Below are 19,932 nucleotides of genomic sequence, written 5' to 3'. Positions count from 1 at the left end.
TGCCTTCCGGTTCGCTACGCGCTGTTTCGACGCGGTCCGTCCACGTAATCGAACACCGGCAATGTCATCAGGATGAAGACAAACGGAATCACTTCGATCGATTGATAGAAAAGCGTTTGAAATAAAGCGGCCCATATACACAGCGAAATCCGGCTTGCGCTGCTCACGAGTTTCGTCACCGATATCAGCACGCCGTAATAGAAGATCGCGCCCAACAGGCCGATATTCAGAATCTGCTGCAGCACGCTCGATTCGACGACGCCGAACTCCTGTTTCACCGGCTCGGGGGCGGAGTTCGTGACGAGCCCGAAGTAGGTGCCGGCGATCACGTTGACAGGCAATGCGAGCGACTGGGCCTTGTCCCATGCTTCGGTGCGGCCATCATTGCCCTCGGACTGCAGATCGGTCGCACCCATCATCCGTTCGGTGCCGACGTTGACGACACTATCGTTCTGACTGCTCACCGCGACGCCAAAGATCATGATCGCCATCGTCGCAAACACGGTGGCAACGATCAGTTTCGCGTTTCTCGTGACGAACTGGATCGGCGCCTGCACGAACGCGAGCCCGAACGTGCCGAGAATGATCAGCATGCCGCTGCGCGACAGCGCGGAGAAAATCGCGAAGCTGAGTACCGCGCACGCGAGGCCCGACAACACGTTCTTGCGCACCAGATAATCGAGGCCGCACAGCGACGCGCCAATCGCGACGAACAGCGGGTAGTGCAGATAGCTGCCGGTCAGCGACGGCGCGCGCAGATTGTCGAAGCCGTAAGTCGCGCCGGGCAGATCGATCGGGAACACGTTCTGCTGCTGCGCGAGCGCGACGCCCGCCTCGATCAGCGCGATCAGCACCAGTCCCACATAGGCGACGCGCGGCCGCACGAAGCGCTTCTGATAGTTCGAGATCGCGAAGAAATAGATGAACAGCGTGAAGATGAAGACGAACAGATAGGACAGCCCGAGCTGATCGGTGACCGCGAGCGTCGCGACGAGCGACAGCCCGATCGAGAACAGCATGCCCACGAGGAAGCCGAACGACAGGCGTCCTTCGTCGCGGAAGTAAGCGGCGATCGCGGTCGGCGAGATGTACCACACGAGCAGCCCAACGATGCCGCCGACCTGGATCAGATAGGCGGCGTCCTTGCCGATCAGGTACTCCAGCACGCCGCGCGACGCGCACAGCACGACGGCGAGCAGATAGGCGATGGTGGCGATCATGGCGTCAGGCCTGATACGCCACGGAGGCGTTGAGGTTGACCGGTTCCCCGCGGTAGATGCGCTCGATCACGTGCTCGAACTCATCGATTTCGCAGACGTTGAGCAAGGTGCCGTCGTGCTCGACGCCTTCCGCGCCGAGCGGCGTCGACACGACCGGCAGTTTCGCCGCGAGCATTTCGAGCGTCTTCAGCTTGACGCCGGCACCCGACAGCAGCGGCACGACGCCGATATCGGCGGACTCGAAGTACTTGCCCGGATTTTCGACGAAGCCGGTCACGCAGATATCGTCGCTATTCAGGCGCTTCACGCGATCGCTCGGATCGGAGCCGACCACGAACAGCTTCAGTGGCAGACCGCGCCGGCGCAGCGGCAGAAAAATCGTGTCGATGAAATTCAGTAGCGCCTCTTCGTTTTCGCGGCGCTGCATCGCCCCCCAGAACAGAATGTTGCCTTTCTCGATCGTGTCTTTCGTGCGCCGTACTTCCTTCAGGAATGCCGGCAGTGAGATCGGCACGACCTGCAACGTGCCGACCCCGGGGTACAGGCCGTTGATCAGCTGCGCGTCCTTGCTCGACAGCACGAGCACCTTGTCGGCCAACTTCAGCAGACGCTGCTCGAGCATGAAGGTCTGCCGCATAAACAGCCATCCTTCGATGGACTTGATGCGCAGCATGACCTGGATCTGCACGTCATGCGCGCACATCACGATCTTCACGCCGTCGCGGAAGCGCTCGCGCAGATTCTGTGCATACGTGAAGCATTGCGAGAACTCGAGCCGCACCGTGTCGTAACGGTGCCTGTCGACGAGCTCGCAGAGGAACTTGCCGATCGCGGGTTTATAGCGGGAGAACAGGCGCGGTGAAAACGTCAGCGGATTCGCGAGGAACGACGGAATCAGGTCGAACCGGCTCACGTACTGGATGTAGACGTTGCGCACGTTTGCGCGGAACTCGATGTCTTTTTCGTCGACCGGCACGCGCGACACGATCAGCACGTCGAGTTCCGATTCCGCGCTCAGTTTGATCAGGTAGTCGTAGGCCAACCGGTGGCCAGCTTGCGGCGCGTTTTTCTGAGGCAGAAAAGGCGTGACAAATAGCTGTTTCATCCGAGTAGTCCCTTGCCTGTACGGTGTGCGCTCGGCAAGCGCGGCCGTAAGATCCCTTCGCATTGCTATGTTGGTTTTCTGATCGGTCCATTCGGGCGCTACGCCCCGCACCGCGGGAGCGTCGCGAATCACGCGCCCGGGCTTATCGGTCGTACGGTTTGTAGATGTAGGCCGCGTAGCGATAGCGTCCGTAGCCGTAGCTGTAGCGCCCCGGCCGCATCCGCAGTCCGTTCATGATCACGCCGCGCACCGGCAGGCCGACCTTCTGCATCTGGCGAACCGACTCACGCAGCTCGCCGATGCCCGTGACACCCTGACGTGCGACGAAGAACGTCGTACCTGCCACGCAGGCGAGCCGCACCGCATCCGCGGCGAGCAGCACCGGCGGTCCGTCGAGCAGCACGACGTCGTAGCCGGTCGCGACCTGGCGCAGCACCGACTCGAGCCGGACGTTCGACAGCACGTCGCTCGGGCTCGCAACCTGGCGGCCGCTCGCGATGAAATCGACACCCTGGAAGCGGGTCGCACGAATCAGCTCTTCGGGGCGGTACGCGCCCTGGATCAGATCGGACAGGCCGGGACCGCGATCGCCGCCGAGATGCCGATGCAGGAAGCCGCGGCGCAGGTCGCCGTCGACCAGCAGCACGCGCTTGCCGGTCGCACCGATGACCGCGGCCAGATTCAGCGACACGAACGACTTGCCGATGCCCGGCGTCGGGCCCGTGATCAGCACGATGTGGTTGCGCGCCTTGGTCATCGTGAATTCGAGCGCGGTGCGAAAGCCACGCAGACTTTCGATCGCCGGATCGATCACCGCTTCGCCCGCGAGCACGAGCGCCTTCGATTCCGGCCGGCGACGGCTGTGCGCGAACCGCTCTTCCTGACGGCTGAACGGCACGCTCGCGTAGACCGGCAGACCGGTGCGCAGCTCGACTTCGTACGGATCGTCGATCGCGTCGAACAAGCGCTGACGCACGAGCGCGATCACCGAGCCGACGAACACGCCGAGCATCAGCGCGCCGATGATGATCAGGAGCGGCTTGGGCCGCACCGGCGTATCGGGCGCGACGGCGCCGTCGACGATGCGCACGTTGCCGGCCTTGCCCGCCTTGATCAGCTTCAGCTGTTCGAGTGTATTGCGCAGCGACGTGTCGAGCTCGGTGCCGACCTGCACGTCGCGCTGCAGGCGCAGCACGTTCTGTTCGAGCGGCGGCAGCGATTGCGTCCGGCTCGCGAGATCCTTCGCTTCCTGTTGCGCCGCACGCAACTGCGCATTGATCGACTGCACGGCCGGATGCTGGTCGGTGAAGCGCGACAGCAGTTCATTGCGCTTCTGTTGCAGTTCCGCGAGCCGCGTCTGCGCCTGAACCGACAGCTGCAGCAGGTTGGTCGCTTCCTCGCCGAGATCGACGGTGCCATGCTTCGCGCGGAAGTCGTTGAAGCGCGTTTCCGAATCGGAAAGCTGCTGGCGCATTTCCGGAAGCTGCATTTCGAGGAAACGGATCGAACGCTCCGCTTCCTCGGACTTGCGCTTCAGGTTCTGGCTCACGTATTCGCCCGCAATGGTCGCCAGAATCGCGCTGATCTTCTTCGGATCGCTGCCTTCCAGCGACACGCCGAGGATGTCCGATTCCTTGCCCTTCTCGGAGATCGACAACTCCTTGCGCAGCTTTTCGGTCGTCGTCAGCGCGGACTGGCGCCGCACTTCGAAGGTCGCGCCGGGCTTCGCGTCGATCCGGTCGACGACCAGCGTGAGCGGCCCGTAGTTGGTCGTCGCGTTCAGCGGTTGGCCTACCGTGCCGTCGAGCTTCAGCTTGCCGTATTGCAGCTCGTAGCTCGATCCCTCGCCCATTCTCAGCACGAACGGACGGTCGAACAGCTCTTCCGGCACGTCGAATTTCGACACCGTGATGCGCTCGTTGCCGTACACGTAGCCGTGCGGTCCCGGCGTCGACAGGTGATCGGAATGACGGCCGAGCCAGCGGCCGAACAGCGGGAAGTAGCGCGGCGCCGCTTCGATGTCGAGATTGAGTTTGTCCACCGCGCGGCCCACCACCATGCGCGAGCCGATCACCTGCGCCTCGCCGGAGGTCGCGGTCTTCACGTCGAACATCGCGGACACGTCGCCGATCACGCTCTTGGACGAGGTACCTGCGTTCTCCTCGACCTGCACCAGAATGTCCGCGCGATAGACGGGTTGGGAGAACACCGAATAACCGATGCCGAGCGCGACCGCGATGGCCGTCGTGAGGGCAATCAGCTTGCGGTTGTCATACAGCGCATCCAGATAATTCGCGAAGCCCGCCGGCGGATGTTCGCTGTTGTTGTTCCGGCTATCGAATGGTGCACTGCTTTGGTTCATGCGAGTTCTCCCAAAGTCTCGACGGTTTGCCACTTCTTCCCGGCGCCCGGACCGGCACGTCGCCGCATCCAGTCACGCCTGTGTCCGTCGAGCTGAGCGCCTCGAATCGGACGGGGGTAGCTGATTTACGCCACATCCGCTACCTTTGTGTGTAACAGCACCTATGCGAGCTCGGCTCTTTTCCCTAACATCGCACCACCCCTTTTCTTACGGTGACCGAAATGAAAAAACTTCTTGCCGCCGTATTACCGGTATTACTGACTGCCCAGGCGGGATACGCGCAGAGCATCGTGTCCGCCTCCTCTTCCGCTTATGCGCCGCGTTATGTCGCCAAGCACTCGCAACTCGAAGCAATGACGCCTCATGCGGCCAGTTCAACGACGCTCTACGGCTCCCCGTCGGATTTCGCGTACGCTAAAAAGAACCGCTACGTCGCGCCCAACGTGTACACCCAAACGAAAAACAGCCTTCCGAAACAGAAACGTACAAGCGTTGCACAGCCTGTCCGCGGCAAGAACTCAGCGGACCCCTACGGCAGCGATTTGTGGAATTCAGACCAGACCTACGCGTCTCCCGAGACCTCCGATCCGTACAGCGTGCGCTGAGCTGTAGCGCATCACCGTCTGGATCCCCCGTATCGCTGATGTGGTCGCTTGCGGCCACATTCGTGTTTGGGTTGAGCTGACTGCCGGGCCCGGTAGCGATATTTCCCCGATTAGCCGCGTCTCGTCCGCCGTTTTTCCACGCAAACGCTCACGACATGCACGTGCTCTTGTTCTGATGAGTCTGGCGTTTCGTCGGCCATTGAGCCGATCACTGCCAGTTCCGCGCCCTCGTTTACCCTGTCGAGCCGCGCGCTTCAACGCTCGATAAAAGCCTTTCCTTGGCAATCATAATATTCAGAGAGCCCGTCCTTACAACGTTCGGCAGCGCACACAAAAGCCGATTGCTACAGGGTTGTTTCAGACAAATCGCGCAATAAAAACCGAGGGTTTAAAACGACGATAACCGCGCGGATATACACGCCGTTTGCCACAATCAGCGCCGACTATTTTCAGGGTGCCGGACGCGGATTATCTGCATAGCGCGCGCGCCGGCGCGAAGCCGCGATGGGCGCCGAACTTTCGCCGATATGCATGATTTCGGCCAGACGCTGCGCATAATGCTCGGGCAGATATTCTCCGACGTCGTACTTTCTGTGCTCATCGGCCAGATGAACGGCCAACTCGGCGAGCGCCTGTTTCAGACTGCCGGGATCGAATTTGAACTTGATCTTGTTGCCGACCGATTCCGCGGTCACCGCCATGCTGCCGCCATCGCGAATCAGCACCGGCAGGCCGAGCATCGCCGCCTCGACCACCACGAGGGGTGCGTTCTCCGCGCCCACCGACGGCACGACCACCGCATCGGCGAACTCGCGCATCGCGGGAAACAGCTGCTGCTGCGGCATCGTGCCGAACAGGATCAGCTTGCGCTGGGCGATCAGCGACGCGTAGCGCTGTTCGATCGCCGCGCGGTCCGGGCCGTCGCCGTACACGCCGATGCTATTGATGCGCTCGAAGCCCGCCGCCTCGCAGAGCGTCAGAAATTGCAGCAAGCCTTTCTCCGGCGAGATCCTTCCGACGAACGCGATGTTGAAGCGCTCCTTGTTACGCACCGTGACGATCGGCATCGCGTTCGGCACCGCCGACGGGTTGTGCACGATGACCGTGTTCTCGATGCCCACGCGATGCAGTGCCTGCTGCATGAACAGGCTCGGGCACAAGATCCTGTCGAACACGCGCGCGGGTTGATAGGCCGCGCGGACCGCGTGCCACCACGCCTTCGTCATCAGATCGTGCACGAGGCCCTTCGGCGTCGGCCGCAACGTGAGGACCGCGCGGGTGCGCAGCACGTCGAGCGGCAGAATGATCGGCCGCTTGTCCTTGTCGAAGTACTGCAGCGACGGGTTGTAGTAGACGAGGTGATAGTCGTGGCAGGTGTGATATGCGCGGTAACCGAACTGACGCTGGTTGCGCGCGATCACGCTGAGAATCGAAGGCGACAGCACGTTGTGGTAGTTGTGCACCATCAGCCGATGCGGCCGGAAACGGTGCAGCGTCTTTTCGAGCGCGCGCGCGGCGGTCGTGTTCCACGAGCGCGTCAGCATCGTCGAGCGGCCGGAAAACTGGCTATCGTCGAAACGCTCGACCTCGACGCCGCGCAGCGTGCCCAATAGCTCGGCGGATTGTTGATAGACCACTTCCGCGCCGCCCATGTGCGCGTAATCGTTGATCACCAGTACCCTGCAGCGCTGCATGTTCCCCTCCTGTTGTCTGCCTGTCGTGCCGTCTCGCGAAGAACCCGGACGGCTTGCCCCGACCAATCGCCTGGTCCGGGCGCTCCCCCTGTTCAAAACTGCGGAAACTTGCCGCGCCAGCCGCCCCCCTCGCGCAGATAGCGCAGAAACAGCGCAATGCCGCTCAATTGCGCCGCGAAGCGCAGCGTCGACGCCGCATCGTCGATGATGATCGTGCGCAGCCGGTACGGATCGGTGTGCTGATCGTTCCAGCCGATGTCGCAGGTACGCGCGGTTTTGAAGCCCGCCGCGCGCACGAACTCCACTTCGCGCTCGCCGTAATTACCGTTCGGATACGCGAAGTGCTCGCACGGCTGTTGCAGCAGCGCCGCGATCTCATGGCGGCTGTCGCTGATTTCGGCCTTGCTTTCAGCGTCGCTGCAATGCGTGAGGATCGGATGGAAGCGCGTATGCGCCTGGAAGTCGATGTGCTCGCGCATCGCCTGCATCTGTTCGATCGACAGGCCGGTCGGCCGGTCGTCGCCGTCCTGCTGGTAGCCTTGGGCCGCCAGTGCGGCGAGGCGTTCGTCGTTCGTCATGCGCTTCAGACGTTCATGGCCGACCCGCAGCGAACCCGGATGCAGCCACCAGTGACTGCGCGGCCGTCCGACGATGCGGCTGCACAGGAAGATCGTCGGGCGCACCTTGTGCTTGATGAACACCGGCAATAGCTTCGCGTTGCCCGCGTGGCCGTCGTCGAGCGTGATCGCCACGCGTGGCCGGCCGCGGCCGGGGGCGCTGACGTCGGTCAATGGCACGAACTCGCACAGCTTGCTCAGATAAGTCAGATGACGGTCGAGCGTGTCCGGATCGGGATCGTGATAAAGCAGCACGGCTACGCGATCGCGCCACAGCAGCTTGCGCGTGCACCACGCGAGCCCTGATATCAAAACGAAGCCCGCGAGCATCTCCTTCACGAGCGCCTTGTAGCGCTTCATGCGGGGCCCGCGGTAGCTGTCTGACAGGCGCGAGCGCATCGACGCGCCCGTTGTTTGGGTCTTATTCACCTGAGCGCTCCGGCATGGGTGCATGGGTGAGCGGCCACGCGCGTTGCCGCGAACCCGCTTTCAACGAGCCGATAAGATGCCGCGCCACGGTCGGCGACGCGTGCTTGGTTCCATAGACGAAGCGCATCACCGGCCCGAAGCTATGCGCGGACGCGGGTCCGATCACATAGAGGCCGCGCACGCGCGTTTCGTAGTGCGAGCTCAGGTCGGGCATGCCGCCTTGATTCGAAATCGCGTCGGCCAGATCTTTCGACAGGAACGCGTGCTGCCGCATGTCGGTCTTGAAACCGGTCGCGGCGATCACGTGATCGGCGCTCACGCGCGCTTCCTTGCCGTCGGTCAGCACGTTGAGGACGACGCGCTCGTTTTCGATCGCCGCGGAACGCACCACGGTGCGATGCGAAATCTGTACCTTGCCCACCACGCGATCGTGCAGCCACCACGCGCCGGACGCGCCATAGGTGTGCTCCATGATCAGCTTGCGGCGTCGCGGGTCGAGCATGTGGAACACGCCGGGAAACTCGGACAGGAATAGCGAGCGCCAGCCGCGCCCGAGCCCCGCGTCGGGCCCCTTGATGCGCGACAGGATGTTGCGCCCGCCGTGCGGCCGCTCGTGCCACACCACGCTGCTCTCGCGCATCAGCACGTGCGCGCGGGCGCCGAGTTCGTTGAGTAGCGCGGACAGTCCGAGCGCCGACTGCCCGCCGCCGACGATCGCAATGTCCTTGCCGCGCGCCCACTCGAGGTTCCCGTACAGCTCCGAATGCGACGCATACTGCGGCGGCAAGTCCTGGAGCGCCGGCGGAGTTTGCGCGAAGCCTTTCAGGCCGAGCGCGATCACGACCCGGCGCGCGGCGAGCGAGCGGCCGTCGCTCAGCGACAGCTGAAACTGATCGCCGACGCGGCGCAATGCGAGCACGTCGACCGGCTGAATTTCTCCGACCAGATTCGACTGGAACCACAGCCCGTACTCGACGAAGGTTTCGAGCGGCAGCGCCATGCCGAGCGGCCGGTATGGCAGCCCTTTCAGGCGGCAGTAGTCTTCGACGGTAAAGCCGCTGCGCGGCGCATGCATGCTCGACGCGAAAGCCTCGGAGCGCAGCAGCATGCCGGGCGGCATGTAGTTGCGCCACGCTCCCATCGGTTCCCCGAGGATCTGGTGATCCACGCCGGCAGCCTTCAGATGCGCGGCAAGAGACGACCCGTAGGGCCCCGCGCCAATGATGATGGTATCGGTCAAAGACATTGCTGGTCTCCTGGGGGAGGGGCTGTCGTCGCCAGCGTCAGGCTTTGGCCTGACGCGACTCGGGCGCCCTGATCGCTTTTTTCCAGCTGCGCTTCATGCGTCGGAGCGGATTCATCACCACGTAGTGCTGCAACGCTGGGAACGGATCGTTCCAGCGAAAATAGCCATCGAAAATTTTGGTGCGCTCGCTCAGCAGTTCGGGCGGCGGGCGGTCGGAAAACGTCGCGCGCCACGCAACCGGTAGCCGGCTCAGGCGCTCGACGGGCAACGGCAGGCCGAGTTCATGGCGGTACGCGGCAAGCGGAATGTTGACGCCGCACAGCGTCGCGATCTCCTCCTGCCAATCCGTGCGGCCGACCGTCGGCTCGACCATCACGAACTCGTTGTAGTTGTCGTCCCACTTGTACTCGATGCTGCCCATACCGTCGAAACCAGCCACGTCGGCGAAGCGCCGCGTCAGCGGTTCGAGCGTGCCGCGCGCCTCGGGCGCGGCCACGCAGATCGCGGTGTTGCCGACGCCCGGCGGCGAGCTCAACACCTTGCGGCCGGTGAACATGCTGACCATGTTGCCGTCGGCGCCGCGATAGAACAGCGTGAAGTGAATGTTGCTGTCGGGCCCCTCGATCCACTCCTGCGCGATGATGCCGCCCGGCGTCGCGAGCATCGCGATCGCGCGATCGCGTGCCTGCTGCAGCGTGTCGACGCGCACCGCGCGTTCTTTCTCGCCACGCAGCACGTTGCGCTTGTCGTCTGGTTTCAGCACGCACGGGTAGCGCAATTCGGCCAGCCGTTCGACGTCGGCAAGCTTGTCGAGCACGACCGAGCGTGGCACCGGAAAGCCATGACTCTGCGCGAATTCGTGAAAGCGCGCCTTGCTCGACAACATCTTGACGGTGTCGTCGACCGGCAAACGGAATCGATACCAGTGCGACAAAGCCACCCGATTTTCCGATACCGCATGCACCGCGTCTTCGTCGGTCAGAATCAGAACCGGCAGCCGATCGAACCGTTTGCCAAGTTCGATCATGTCGTCAACGAATATTTTTCCAACGAAACTTTTTACCTGATGCGCATGAACGTGTCGGCACCACGTCGCCGCGCGGCTCCTCGTATCGACTGCGACAACCGGAACGCGGGCCTGCGCGAGCGATCGCGCCACCCCCAGTCCGTTCAACTCTGCTCCAACAATAACCCCTGCCGATTGACCTGAGTCGTATGCGCTCGCCATAGTGTCGATTTCCTTGCTTCGTACGTGCATGGGCCCTCGAAGACATGCTTCGAGACTCCACGCGATCGAACTGTCGAATCGGATAGACATCCTTTTTTATCGCCTCGCGGGGGCGCTTCGGCGTTAAAGCTACGTTTCGGCGGAAAGCATGCATGAGCGCGGCAGGCGCGTCCTGGCACGCGCCGTGTGTCGAATCATGGTCTAGCGATTTACCGCAGCGAGAGCATTGCGCTGCGCTCGCCGTGACCTACTTTACGTTTCCGCCTGATCTCGATACGTGCGCCGGCGCACAGAGGACAATAGAAAGTAAGAAGAGAAAAAAACCCTTTAGAAAGGCGGAGAGCCTTATTCCGGAAGGGTTTCAGCGATGCCGCAATTGTTATGTAAAAACCTTGCGAAGCATTAATTTATTGCAACGCGATAATGGCGGAAAAAAACTTTCTAATGGGACTATAAAGTGCTGGATCGCACAAAAAATATGCGCTACGAATGCTATTCGTAGCGCATCGTCAAATGCCTTATTTACCTTCGCTCAATCCGCGCTCGAGCGCCGCGACACCCGCCGGCAAATCGACTTTGACGCCGAGATCGACCATCGTGCGGCCGAGCGCATGCACGGTGCGAAACAGGTTGTGCTCGCGGCACTGCTCGCCCATCTGGCCGATCCGTACGATCGGCAAACCGAACGAGCCGGCGATCTCCACCTGATGCTGCCGCGAGATATGCGCGCAGACGTCGGCGGGACTCAGGCCGTCCGGCACCTCGATGCCGATCACCGAATTGAGCCGGCAATTTTCCGGCGCATACAGCTGCAGGCCCATCGCGGTGACGCCCTGCTGCAACGCGAGCGAGCATTTCAGATGGCGTGCGAAGCGCTTCTCCAGCGTTTCCGCGCAGACGAGCCGCAGCGCCTCGTGCAGCGCGAGTACGCCCGACACCGGCGCCGTATAGTGATAGCCGGCGTTGTGCCAGAAGTTTTCCGCCAGCGACGCATCGAGGCACCAGTGCGTGTTGGGCACCGTGCGGCCCTTGACGCGCGCCCACGCCGCGTCTGAGAACGCGATCAGCGACACGCCCGGAATCGACGACAAGCCCTTCTGGCCGCCGGTAATCACTGCGTCGATGCCCCAGTTGTCCATTTCGAGCGGCATCGTGCTGAGCGTGCAGACGGCGTCGACGATCACGAGCGCACCGGCTTCCTTCGCGAGCGCGACGATGTCTTTCAGATGATGGTTCCACACGGTGTTCGAGGTCTCGCCCTGCACGACCGTGACGACTTCCGGACGCTCGCGACGCAGCGCGTCGGCGATCTGATCGACACTCGCGACCGTGCGATCCGCGACTTCGAGCACGCTCACGCGCGCGCCGACGCGGCGGCCCATTTCGCCCATGCGGTCGCTGAAAAAGCCGTTCTTGATGCACAGCATGCGCGTGCCTTCCCACGCGAGATTGGAGACCGCCATCTCCATTGCGCCCGATCCCGGTCCCGCGACCCCCAGCACCCACTTCGACTGCGTCTGGAACACATAGCGCGCCATCGTCTTCACCTGGTTCACCACCTTCGCCATCGTCCCGCCCAGATGGTTGATCACGATGGCATTGGCCTTCGCGACCGCGGCGGGAATCGGCACGGGGCCGGCGCCCATCATCAGCAGCGGTTCTTCGGGAAGGATGGCGTCGAGCGATTCGACAACCGGACAGGGGACGGACGAAGCAACGGTAGTAGGGGTTGAAGTCGGCATGATCGGTGTGTGAATGTGAAGCGCAAAGGAACGAACGGCCTCGCCGCAGATACGCCGCTCGAGGCCGTTCGTCCGATCATTCACCGAACCGCGCGATTGCGCAAGTTTTTTGGCCGGGGTAGCGGGCGCGCTGAGCGCGCATCCGATACACCCTCGCCAGTCACTACGCGTCCCGCCATTCCGGTCCCCGAATGCCCCGACAGTTACTCTTTCATCGCGAAGTCGCCTAACATCGTGAGAAAGATAATCTGCTGTTTGACCCGTTTCTCGCCGCATGTTTATGCATTCGAAATTGCAGTTCGGCACCCCTTTCACTGTTATTCATTTACGAAAGACCGACTTCGCAAATCACGTCTAAAGCACGCTTCTTCGGAGCCTCATATGCGCACGATCCTGTTCAGCAGTCGTCAATACGACGTCGATACATTCACCGAGGCCAACGCCGCGCATGGCTATGAGCTGCATTTCCAGGAATCGCCTCTCGACACAGAGACCGCGATCCTCGCCCATGGCTACGACGTGGTATGCCCGTTCGTCAACGACAACGTCGACGCCGCCACGCTCGAGCGGCTCCATGCGGGCGGCACGCGGATGATCGCGCTGCGCTCGGCGGGCTTCAATCACGTCGACCTCGCGGCGGCAGAGCGGCTCGGCATGCCGGTCGCACGTGTGCCGGCCTACTCGCCGTATGCGGTCGCCGAACATGCGGTCGGGCTGATTCTCGCGCTGAACCGGCGCCTGCCGCGCGCGGTCGCGCGCACGCGCGAAGGCGACTTCTCGCTGCATGGGCTGCTCGGCTTCGACCTGCACGGCAAGACGGTCGGCGTGATCGGCACCGGCATCATCGGCCGGGTATTCGGGCGCATCATGGCGGGCTTCGGCATGCAGGTACTCGCCTACGACCCGGGGCCGCACGCCGACGAACTGATCGCGCTCGGCGCGCGCTACGTGCCGCTCGATACCTTGCTCGCCGAATCGGACGTCGTCAGTCTGCATTGCCCGCTGCTGCCCGACACCTATCATCTGATCAACCGCGCCGCGCTCGCGAAGATGAAGCGTGGCGCGATGCTGATCAACACCGGGCGCGGCGGGCTCGTCGAGGCGAACGCCCTGATCGGCGCGCTGAAGGACGGCCAGCTCGGCCATCTCGGGCTCGATGTGTACGAGGAAGAAGGCGGCATCTTCTTCGAGGATCATTCGAATCTGCCGCTGCAGGATGACGTGCTCGCGCGTCTGTTGATGTTCCCGAACGTGATCGTCACCGCGCACCAGGCGTTCTTCACGCGCGAGGCGATGACCGAGATCGCGCAGACCACGCTCGCGAACATCGCGGCGTGGCAGGCGGGCACGCCGCGCAACGTCGTGCAGGCGGGGTAGCGGTGATAACCGGGGCGTATGCGAATTGCCGCGGACCGCGAAAGTCAGACGCCGCTGTCGCCGCCCAGGTGGGTCGCGCGAATCTCGGTGCGGGCATCATCGGCCGCACCGCACAGCTCACGCAGCAATGCCGCCTCGCGCTCGTGCACTTCGACCGGACACCAGCGCGCGCCCGCCTCGGCCAGGTAGCGCGCGCGATGCTGGCCGTTGCGAAACGCCACCACTCCCTCGCGCTCGATGCCTATCCAGCCGAGCAGTCCCGGCGCGCGACGCGTGGAGATCGTTACGTAGGGCATTTGCGGAATGCGCGCGCTGTCGGGATCGAGAAACTCGCGAATGCCGCGGATTTTTCCCGCGTGCCATTCGGCGACCGGCTTCAGCACGTAATCGGTGTTGTCGCGATTCGCGCACACGAGCAGTTTGCGCAAATCGACGAGCACGACCTGGTGACGTGTGCCGTCGGTGACGAATACGCGTTTCAGACGCACGTGGTCGTACCACGAGTGCTCGCGCAACGGCACGATCCAGACTGTTTCGGCGCTGGTCGGCGCGGCGGCCGGCGATGTATTGGGCAAAGGCAGGGACAAAGGCACACTCGGCAAGCTGGCGGCAGGACGCCAGCGCATTAATAGAGCGCTAACGCTACGAGCCGGATGTGACGGAAACATGACGGCCTACCGGATTAATTACGCTGCATGAGCGGTTGGCAACATTGCCTGATCAACAGGCGAGCACGGCGCTTCAGATACCCTTCAGGTACACATAACGATGATAGCCACCGAATATTTCAATAACCATGTTCGAATCGAGTCGGATGACGTCGCCGGCGTCGCGACGATCGTGCTGGACCGGCCCGCGCGGCGCAACGCGGTCGATCGGCAGGCGGCCGACGCGTTGAGCGCCGCGTTCAGCCGCTTCGAGGCCGAGCCCGCATGGCGTGCGGCCGTGCTGTTCGGCGCCGGCGGCACGTTTTGCGCGGGCGCCGACCTGAGCGCGCTCGCCGACGACACCCGCCGCAACGAGCTGCACGCCGACGGCAGCGGCCCGGGTCCGATGGGACCGACACGCACACGCTTCAGCAAGCCGGTGATCGCCGCGATCGCCGGCTATGCGGTCGCGGGTGGACTCGAGCTTGCCGCGATGTGCGATCTGCGCATCGTCGAGGAAGACGCAGTGCTCGGCGTGTTCTGCCGGCGCGTCGGCATTCCGCTGATCGACGGCGGCACGATCCGGCTGCCGCGACTGATCGGTTTGTCGCGCGCGCTCGATCTGATCCTGACCGGCCGCGCGGTCGATGCGCGCGAGGCGCTCGCGTTCGGGCTCGCCAACCGCGTGGTGCCGAAGGGCGAAGCGCGCGCGGGCGCCGAGCAACTGGCCGCGGAACTCGCCGCGTTTCCGCAGGCAGCGCTGCTCGCCGATCGCCGTTCCGTACTCGAGAACAGCATGCTGGACGATCTCGCCGAGGCGTTGCGGCGCGAAGGCGCGGGCGGCTACGCGGCGGTGTTCGCCGAGGGCGTGGCGGGCGCGGCGCGCTTTGCGTCGGGCGCGGGCCGCCATGGCGACAGGTTGGACGCGGACCAGCCGGCGCCACCCAGCAGTTGAGACGCGCGTACCTGAAACGTATGAGGGGAACTGCGATGGCTACGATCTACCGGGAAATCGCCGTGGAAACCGCCGCGGCCGATGCATGGGCGGCGCTGCGCGATCCCGCCGACGTCGCCCGCGCGTTCGCGGGCGTGCTGACCGAGGCGCGCATGGACGGCGAACTGCGCTGGGTCACGTTCGCCGACGGCACCGTGGTCGAGGAACGCGTGATCGCCGTCGACGATGCGCACCTGCGGCTCGCCTACTCGGTAGGCGGCGGACGCTTCGAGCATCATCACTCGACGTTGCAGGTCGTCGCCGACACGCCCGCGCGCTGCCGCGTGATCTGGATCAGCGACTTCAAGCCCGACGAGCGCGCCAACGTGGTCGAAATGCTGGTGGATGCGGGCTGCGCGGCGCTGCAGCGCAACCTCGCGCGACACTGAGCGCCGCCTTCCACAAAAACAACAGCTTTCCCGACGGCCTGCAACGCAGATTTGACTTAGGTAGAATCCCCTACTGTTTTCCCCTATCCGGCGACAGCGTTTCCGCCTTCGGAAACGCCCGCCCGGCGCCCGATTTTCGCGCCGCTTCACGTATCACACCCCATCTTCGCCATGCCTTTGCCCCTGCTTGCCCTTGCCGTTGCCGCGTTTGGAATCGGTACCACCGAGTTCGTCATCATGGGACTGTTGCCCGATGTCGCCCGCGATCTGTCGGTGTCGATTCCGGCGGCCGGCATGCTGGTGTCCGCGTATGCGCTCGGCGTCACGATCGGCGCGCCGATCGTCGCGATCGCGGTCGCCAACATGCCGCGCAAGAAAGCGTTGATGAGCCTGATCGGCGTGTTCATCGTCGGCAATCTGCTGTGTGCGATCGCGCCGGGTTACGCGGTGCTGATGGCCGCGCGCATCGTCACCGCGTTCTGCCACGGCGCGTTTTTCGGCATCGGCTCGGTGGTCGCGGCCGGGCTCGTCGCGCCGAATCGCCGCGCGCAGGCGATCGCGCTGATGTTCACCGGCCTCACGCTCGCCAATGTGCTGGGCGTGCCGCTCGGCACCGCGCTCGGCCAGGCGGTCGGCTGGCGCGCCACATTCTGGGCCGTGACCGGCATCGGCGTGCTGGCGGCGGCCGCGCTCGCGGTGTGCCTGCCCGCGAAGATCGAGATGCACAAGGCGAGCATCGTGCGCGAATTCAGCGTGCTGAAGAACCCGCAGGTGCTGATGGTGCTCGGCATCAGCGTGCTCGCGTCGGCGAGCCTGTTTTCGACCTTCACCTACATCACGCCGATTCTCGAAGACGTGACCGGTTTCACGCCGCACACAGTCACGCTGGTGCTGCTGCTGTTCGGCCTCGGCCTGACGGTCGGCAGCACGCTCGGCGGCAAGCTCGCGGACTGGCGGCTGATGCCGTCGCTGGTCGCGTTCCTGATGGCGATCGTCGTGATCCTCTGCGTATTCGCAGGCACGATGCACGCGCGCATTCCGGCGATGCTGACCGTGTTCGTGTGGGGTGTGCTCGCATTCGCGATCGTGCCGCCGTTGCAGATGCTGATCGTCGATCGTGCTAGCCACGCGCCGAATCTTGCGTCGACGCTGAATCAGGGCGCGTTCAACCTCGGCAATGCGACCGGTGCGTGGCTCGGCGGCATGGCAATCGGCGCCGGCGCGCCGCTGACGACGCTGCCGTGGGTCGGCGTCGCGACCGCGCTCGGCGCGCTGTTGTTGACGTTGTGGTCGGTGTCGATCGAGCGGCGGGTGGCGGTGGCGGGGTGAGCCTGGCAGCCATTGTGGCGATGCGCGGTTCGACGGCCTGCGACAGCTGCTTTCGGGCACCAGTGCAGCATTGCGCGATGTTCTGTTGCAACGAAGAGCACCACTGAGGGTAAGGCTTCGTTCGACAGAAGTTCACCCAACCAGTGGAAACGGTCTGCAACAAATCTCGAACCGCGTGCCAAGGCCAAAGCCCGCGTCCACTCACGCTTTCCAGCAAACGTAGCTATTGCGACGAGCAGTGGTACGCCCTGCGTGCGGACCGGAATGCCAGGTTGTCGGTCCCCCAACTCTCAGGACTCACAGGCTCGACGGCGACGGGCGACAGCGTCCGGCGGTAACGGCAAATTCGTCACTGCTTGTCATCCCTGTCGGGCCAGACGGTCTATCCGCACATGGCCACCACGTTGTCTTACACCGCTTCCGAACCGTCCCTCACCTGGAATGGGAGAAACCCGGGAGGCACGGCACTCTTCGACGCCCGCCCTCCCACCGTTCCACGTAACGCGAAACCCATCTACGACGAAAATCTCGGCTGCATCGTTGGATACAAGCAGGAAGCAGCGGGCGTATTCCGTATCTATACGTTGGACGGCGCGGTATCCTGGAGCGAAAAACCGCTGGAAGCCCCGCTGATCGATCCGGTCGACCTGCTGTTCGTGGTCGGCGGCGTCTGGACGGCCGGCGCTCGAGGCATAACTCGAGCGGGGATAAGAGGAATCGGCTCAGCGATCGACCGGACTACGCTGTTTGGTTTGCGAACGCGATACCATGCGCTCATGCAGCGGCCTTTGCGATTTGCCGCCAAGCCGCTCGCGCACATGGGAAATCCCGGACGCTATGTACCCGTTCACATCCTTCGCCTTACGCTGAAATACGGCAAACGTGTCGCCGACCCGGCAGGGCACACAGGGGTGTTCCAATATCCAATCACGCGTAACGGCACCGCCTATACGCTCGAAGTCGTGGTTCGAGAAAGCGATTACACCGTTCTGCACTTTGCCTACAAATCTCTTCGATGAAACATCCCACCGTCCACACGACTGCCCCTATCACCGGCGTTTGCGCGACGCTACTTTGGGATGAAGGAAGCTTTACGGTGTCCTGCGAGGTCAGATATCCAATCCTGCCTTCGCCGCCTGAATCGCAAAATAGTCTGAGCACCTTGCTGGATACGCGCTTCGGCATCGGCACGCCTTCTTTTGTCGTGACGGCGGGCACGTTGTCGATGCTTCTCGATCAACAACACCGATTGACCGGGCTGGACTTTTACACGAATCCCCAGCGATGGACCGTCACCACGTCTGAGCTCGCAGACCCGACCGACGCAACCCCGCACATCGAGACAGAATTCGACCAGCACGGACATGCGGAGGACATGGGACCGCCGGTGGTCTTTTACGAACCTCGTCACCACACCCTTTACCTGTCATGGGGCCCCGTCGCTCGTTGGTACGGTATTGCACCAGCGCTCGCGATCGGCGTCGCTGACGACAACCGCCTCACGGAGATCCGTCTGCGCGGACTGACGTTACCGCCGCGCAGCAGCAAATCCGCGGATGTTGGCTAAAGATCGCCGAAGCGAGCCCTTTTGCTGCATCGAATTGCCGGTGGAATAATCGAACCGTATTCGGCATCGAGCAGATCTCACGGCAAAGGTGCGCGCGCCTCGCACGCGTAGTAGCATCCCCGCCGATGAAAGTCATCTTCACCCGCGATTTCCTCGCGCTGATCCTGAGCGTCGCCGTGGTCGGACTCGGCAGCGGCGCCACGCTTCCCCTCACCGCCCTCGCGCTCGCTCAAGCCGGTTACGGCACCGACGTGGTCGGCCTGTTGACCGCTGCGCAGGCCGGCGGCGGTCTCGCCGTGGTGCCGCTCGCCGGCGGGATCGCGGCGCGCTTCGGCGGCCGTCAGGTGATCGTCGGCGCGGTGCTGGTAGTGGCCTGCGCGACCGCGTTGATGCAGCTCACCGCGAACCTGTGGCTATGGGCCCTGCTGCGCGTGCTGTGCGGCGCGGCGCTGATGCTGCTGTTCACGATCGGCGAAGCGTGGGTCAATCAGCTCGCCGACGATGCGTCGCGCGGCCGCGTGATCGCGATCTACGCGACCAACTTCACGCTGTTCCAGATGTCGGGGCCGGTGCTGGTGAGCCAGATCGCGGGCTTCACGCAGGGGCGCTTTCTGCTGTGCGGCGCGATCTTCCTGCTCGCGCTGCCGCTGCTCGCGGCAATCCGCGGCACGCCGCATGCGTCGAGCGAAGAACATGCCGAGCATGGCGGCTGGCGCCGGGTACTGCCGCGCATGCCCGCGCTCGTGATCGGCACCGGCTTCTTCGCGCTGTTCGACACGATCGCGCTATCGCTGCTACCGCTGTTCGCGATGTCCCATGGCATTTCGAGCGAAGAGGCCGTGCTGTTCGCATCGGCGCTGCTGCTCGGCGATACGACGATGCAGTTTCCGATCGGCTGGCTCGCCGACCGGCTCGGCCGCGAACGCGTGCATATCGGCTGCGGCATCGTGGTCGTCGCGTTGTTGCCGCTGCTGCCGTGGGCAGTCGGCTCGCCGTGGCTGCGCTGGCCGCTGCTGTACGTGCTCGGCGCGGCCGCGGGCGCGATCTACACGCTGTCGCTGGTGGCCTGCGGTGAGCGCTTTCGCGGGGTCGCGCTGGTGTCGGCGAGTTCGCTGGTCGGCGCGTCGTGGAGCGCGGCGAGCTTCGGCGGCCCGCTCGTCGCCGGCGCGTTGATGAAAACGGTCGGTCACGATGCGGTGGTCGGCGTGCTGTTGTGCGCGGCGCTCGCGTTTCTGGCGGCGGTGCGGTGGGAGCGTCGGCGGATCACGCTGCGGGCGGCGAGTTGACGATTAGACGCTAGTTGCTGGCTTTTACGATCTATACGCCGGGTGATAATCTTCAACCCACGTTGCGCGGGCACTCGACACGGCCCATATTTTGT

18 protein-coding genes are annotated in these 19,932 nt (G+C 63.7%); 9 read left to right on the top strand and 9 right to left on the bottom strand.

Translation table 11 applies throughout. From position 1 onward, the window contains the following. Positions 1-14: 14 nt before the first annotated feature. The 3 genes from BC1002_RS02800 to BC1002_RS02790 form a co-directional block, all read right to left on the bottom strand. Positions 15-1,220: a hypothetical protein gene (locus BC1002_RS02800; protein ID WP_013088559.1), complete on the bottom strand. Its 1,206-nt coding sequence runs from the start codon at positions 1,218-1,220 to the stop codon at positions 15-17. Positions 1,221-1,224: 4 nt separating this feature from the next. Further along, positions 1,225-2,325, bottom strand: coding sequence for a glycosyltransferase (locus tag BC1002_RS02795; protein ID WP_013088558.1), 1,101 nt, complete (start codon positions 2,323-2,325; stop codon positions 1,225-1,227). Positions 2,326-2,467: 142 nt separating this feature from the next. After that, positions 2,468-4,687 (bottom strand): GNVR domain-containing protein, encoded by a 2,220-nt coding sequence (locus BC1002_RS02790; RefSeq protein WP_013088557.1) that lies wholly within the window; start codon positions 4,685-4,687, stop codon positions 2,468-2,470. A gap of 221 nt (positions 4,688-4,908) precedes the next feature. Here BC1002_RS02790 and BC1002_RS02785 point away from each other — a divergent pair, with 221 nt between their 5' ends. Further along, on the top strand, positions 4,909-5,292 hold the full coding sequence (locus BC1002_RS02785; RefSeq protein WP_013088556.1) for a hypothetical protein: 384 nt from the start codon (positions 4,909-4,911) through the stop codon (positions 5,290-5,292). Between the two features lie 449 nt (positions 5,293-5,741). On the opposite strand, the gene BC1002_RS02780 is transcribed toward BC1002_RS02785, so the two are convergent. From BC1002_RS02780 to BC1002_RS02765, 4 genes are all read right to left on the bottom strand, one after another. Beyond that, positions 5,742-6,986, bottom strand: a complete 1,245-nt coding sequence (locus BC1002_RS02780) for a glycosyltransferase (protein ID WP_013088555.1) — start codon at positions 6,984-6,986, stop codon at positions 5,742-5,744. A gap of 92 nt (positions 6,987-7,078) precedes the next feature. Next, positions 7,079-7,963, bottom strand: a complete 885-nt coding sequence (locus BC1002_RS02775) for a polysaccharide deacetylase family protein (RefSeq protein ID WP_041734291.1) — start codon at positions 7,961-7,963, stop codon at positions 7,079-7,081. Between the two features lie 61 nt (positions 7,964-8,024). After that, entirely contained in the window at positions 8,025-9,278 is a 1,254-nt protein-coding gene (locus BC1002_RS02770; RefSeq protein WP_013088553.1) for an FAD-dependent oxidoreductase, read from the bottom strand. A gap of 37 nt (positions 9,279-9,315) precedes the next feature. Further along, positions 9,316-10,305 (bottom strand): carboxylate--amine ligase, encoded by a 990-nt coding sequence (locus tag BC1002_RS02765; protein ID WP_041734289.1) that lies wholly within the window; start codon positions 10,303-10,305, stop codon positions 9,316-9,318. Here BC1002_RS02765 and BC1002_RS38265 point away from each other — a divergent pair. Beyond that, positions 10,237-10,488: a hypothetical protein gene (locus tag BC1002_RS38265; RefSeq protein ID WP_162094062.1), complete on the top strand. Its 252-nt coding sequence runs from the start codon at positions 10,237-10,239 to the stop codon at positions 10,486-10,488. The genes BC1002_RS02765 and BC1002_RS38265 overlap by 69 nt on opposite strands. A 536-nt stretch (positions 10,489-11,024) precedes the next feature. Here the strand turns inward: BC1002_RS38265 and BC1002_RS02760 are convergent. After that, positions 11,025-12,248, bottom strand: coding sequence for a pyridoxal-phosphate-dependent aminotransferase family protein (locus BC1002_RS02760; RefSeq protein ID WP_013088551.1), 1,224 nt, complete (start codon positions 12,246-12,248; stop codon positions 11,025-11,027). Between the two features lie 381 nt (positions 12,249-12,629). Here BC1002_RS02760 and BC1002_RS02755 point away from each other — a divergent pair, with 381 nt between their 5' ends. Next, positions 12,630-13,625: a 2-hydroxyacid dehydrogenase gene (locus BC1002_RS02755; protein WP_013088550.1), complete on the top strand. Its 996-nt coding sequence runs from the start codon at positions 12,630-12,632 to the stop codon at positions 13,623-13,625. A 44-nt stretch (positions 13,626-13,669) separates the two neighbouring features. Here the strand turns inward: BC1002_RS02755 and BC1002_RS02750 are convergent, their stop codons facing one another. Further along, positions 13,670-14,251 (bottom strand): plasmid fertility inhibition factor family protein, encoded by a 582-nt coding sequence (locus BC1002_RS02750; protein WP_157874638.1) that lies wholly within the window; start codon positions 14,249-14,251, stop codon positions 13,670-13,672. A 142-nt stretch (positions 14,252-14,393) separates the two neighbouring features. On the opposite strand from BC1002_RS02750, the gene BC1002_RS02745 reads away from it, so the two are divergent. The 6 genes from BC1002_RS02745 to BC1002_RS02720 all read left to right on the top strand — a co-directional run bounded on the left by BC1002_RS02745 (position 14,394) and on the right by BC1002_RS02720 (position 19,837). Next, entirely contained in the window at positions 14,394-15,227 is an 834-nt protein-coding gene (locus BC1002_RS02745; protein WP_013088548.1) for a crotonase/enoyl-CoA hydratase family protein, read from the top strand. Positions 15,228-15,262: 35 nt separating this feature from the next. Continuing rightward, positions 15,263-15,655, top strand: a complete 393-nt coding sequence (locus BC1002_RS02740; protein WP_013088547.1) for an SRPBCC family protein — start codon at positions 15,263-15,265, stop codon at positions 15,653-15,655. Between the two features lie 171 nt (positions 15,656-15,826). Further along, a complete protein-coding gene (locus tag BC1002_RS02735) occupies positions 15,827-16,984 on the top strand; it encodes an MFS transporter (RefSeq protein ID WP_013088546.1) in 1,158 nt (385 codons plus the stop codon). Positions 16,985-17,376: 392 nt separating this feature from the next. After that, positions 17,377-18,003: a hypothetical protein gene (locus tag BC1002_RS02730; protein ID WP_013088545.1), complete on the top strand. Its 627-nt coding sequence runs from the start codon at positions 17,377-17,379 to the stop codon at positions 18,001-18,003. Then, complete coding sequence (locus BC1002_RS02725; protein ID WP_013088544.1) at positions 18,000-18,551, top strand: hypothetical protein; 552 nt, start codon at positions 18,000-18,002, stop codon at positions 18,549-18,551. The genes BC1002_RS02730 and BC1002_RS02725 overlap by 4 nt, the downstream gene beginning before the upstream one ends. Before the next feature lie 125 nt (positions 18,552-18,676). Further along, the gene (locus tag BC1002_RS02720) at positions 18,677-19,837 is read left to right on the top strand and encodes an MFS transporter (protein WP_013088543.1); all 1,161 of its coding nucleotides are present in this window, start codon (positions 18,677-18,679) and stop codon (positions 19,835-19,837) included. The last annotated feature ends 95 nt before the right edge of the window (positions 19,838-19,932 follow it).

The sequence above is a fragment of the Paraburkholderia atlantica genome (assembly GCF_000092885.1).
GTDB lineage: Bacteria > Pseudomonadota > Gammaproteobacteria > Burkholderiales > Burkholderiaceae > Paraburkholderia > Paraburkholderia atlantica.
Note: the sequence above shows the minus strand (reverse complement) of the source record. Positions and strands in the feature narration are given on the sequence as shown.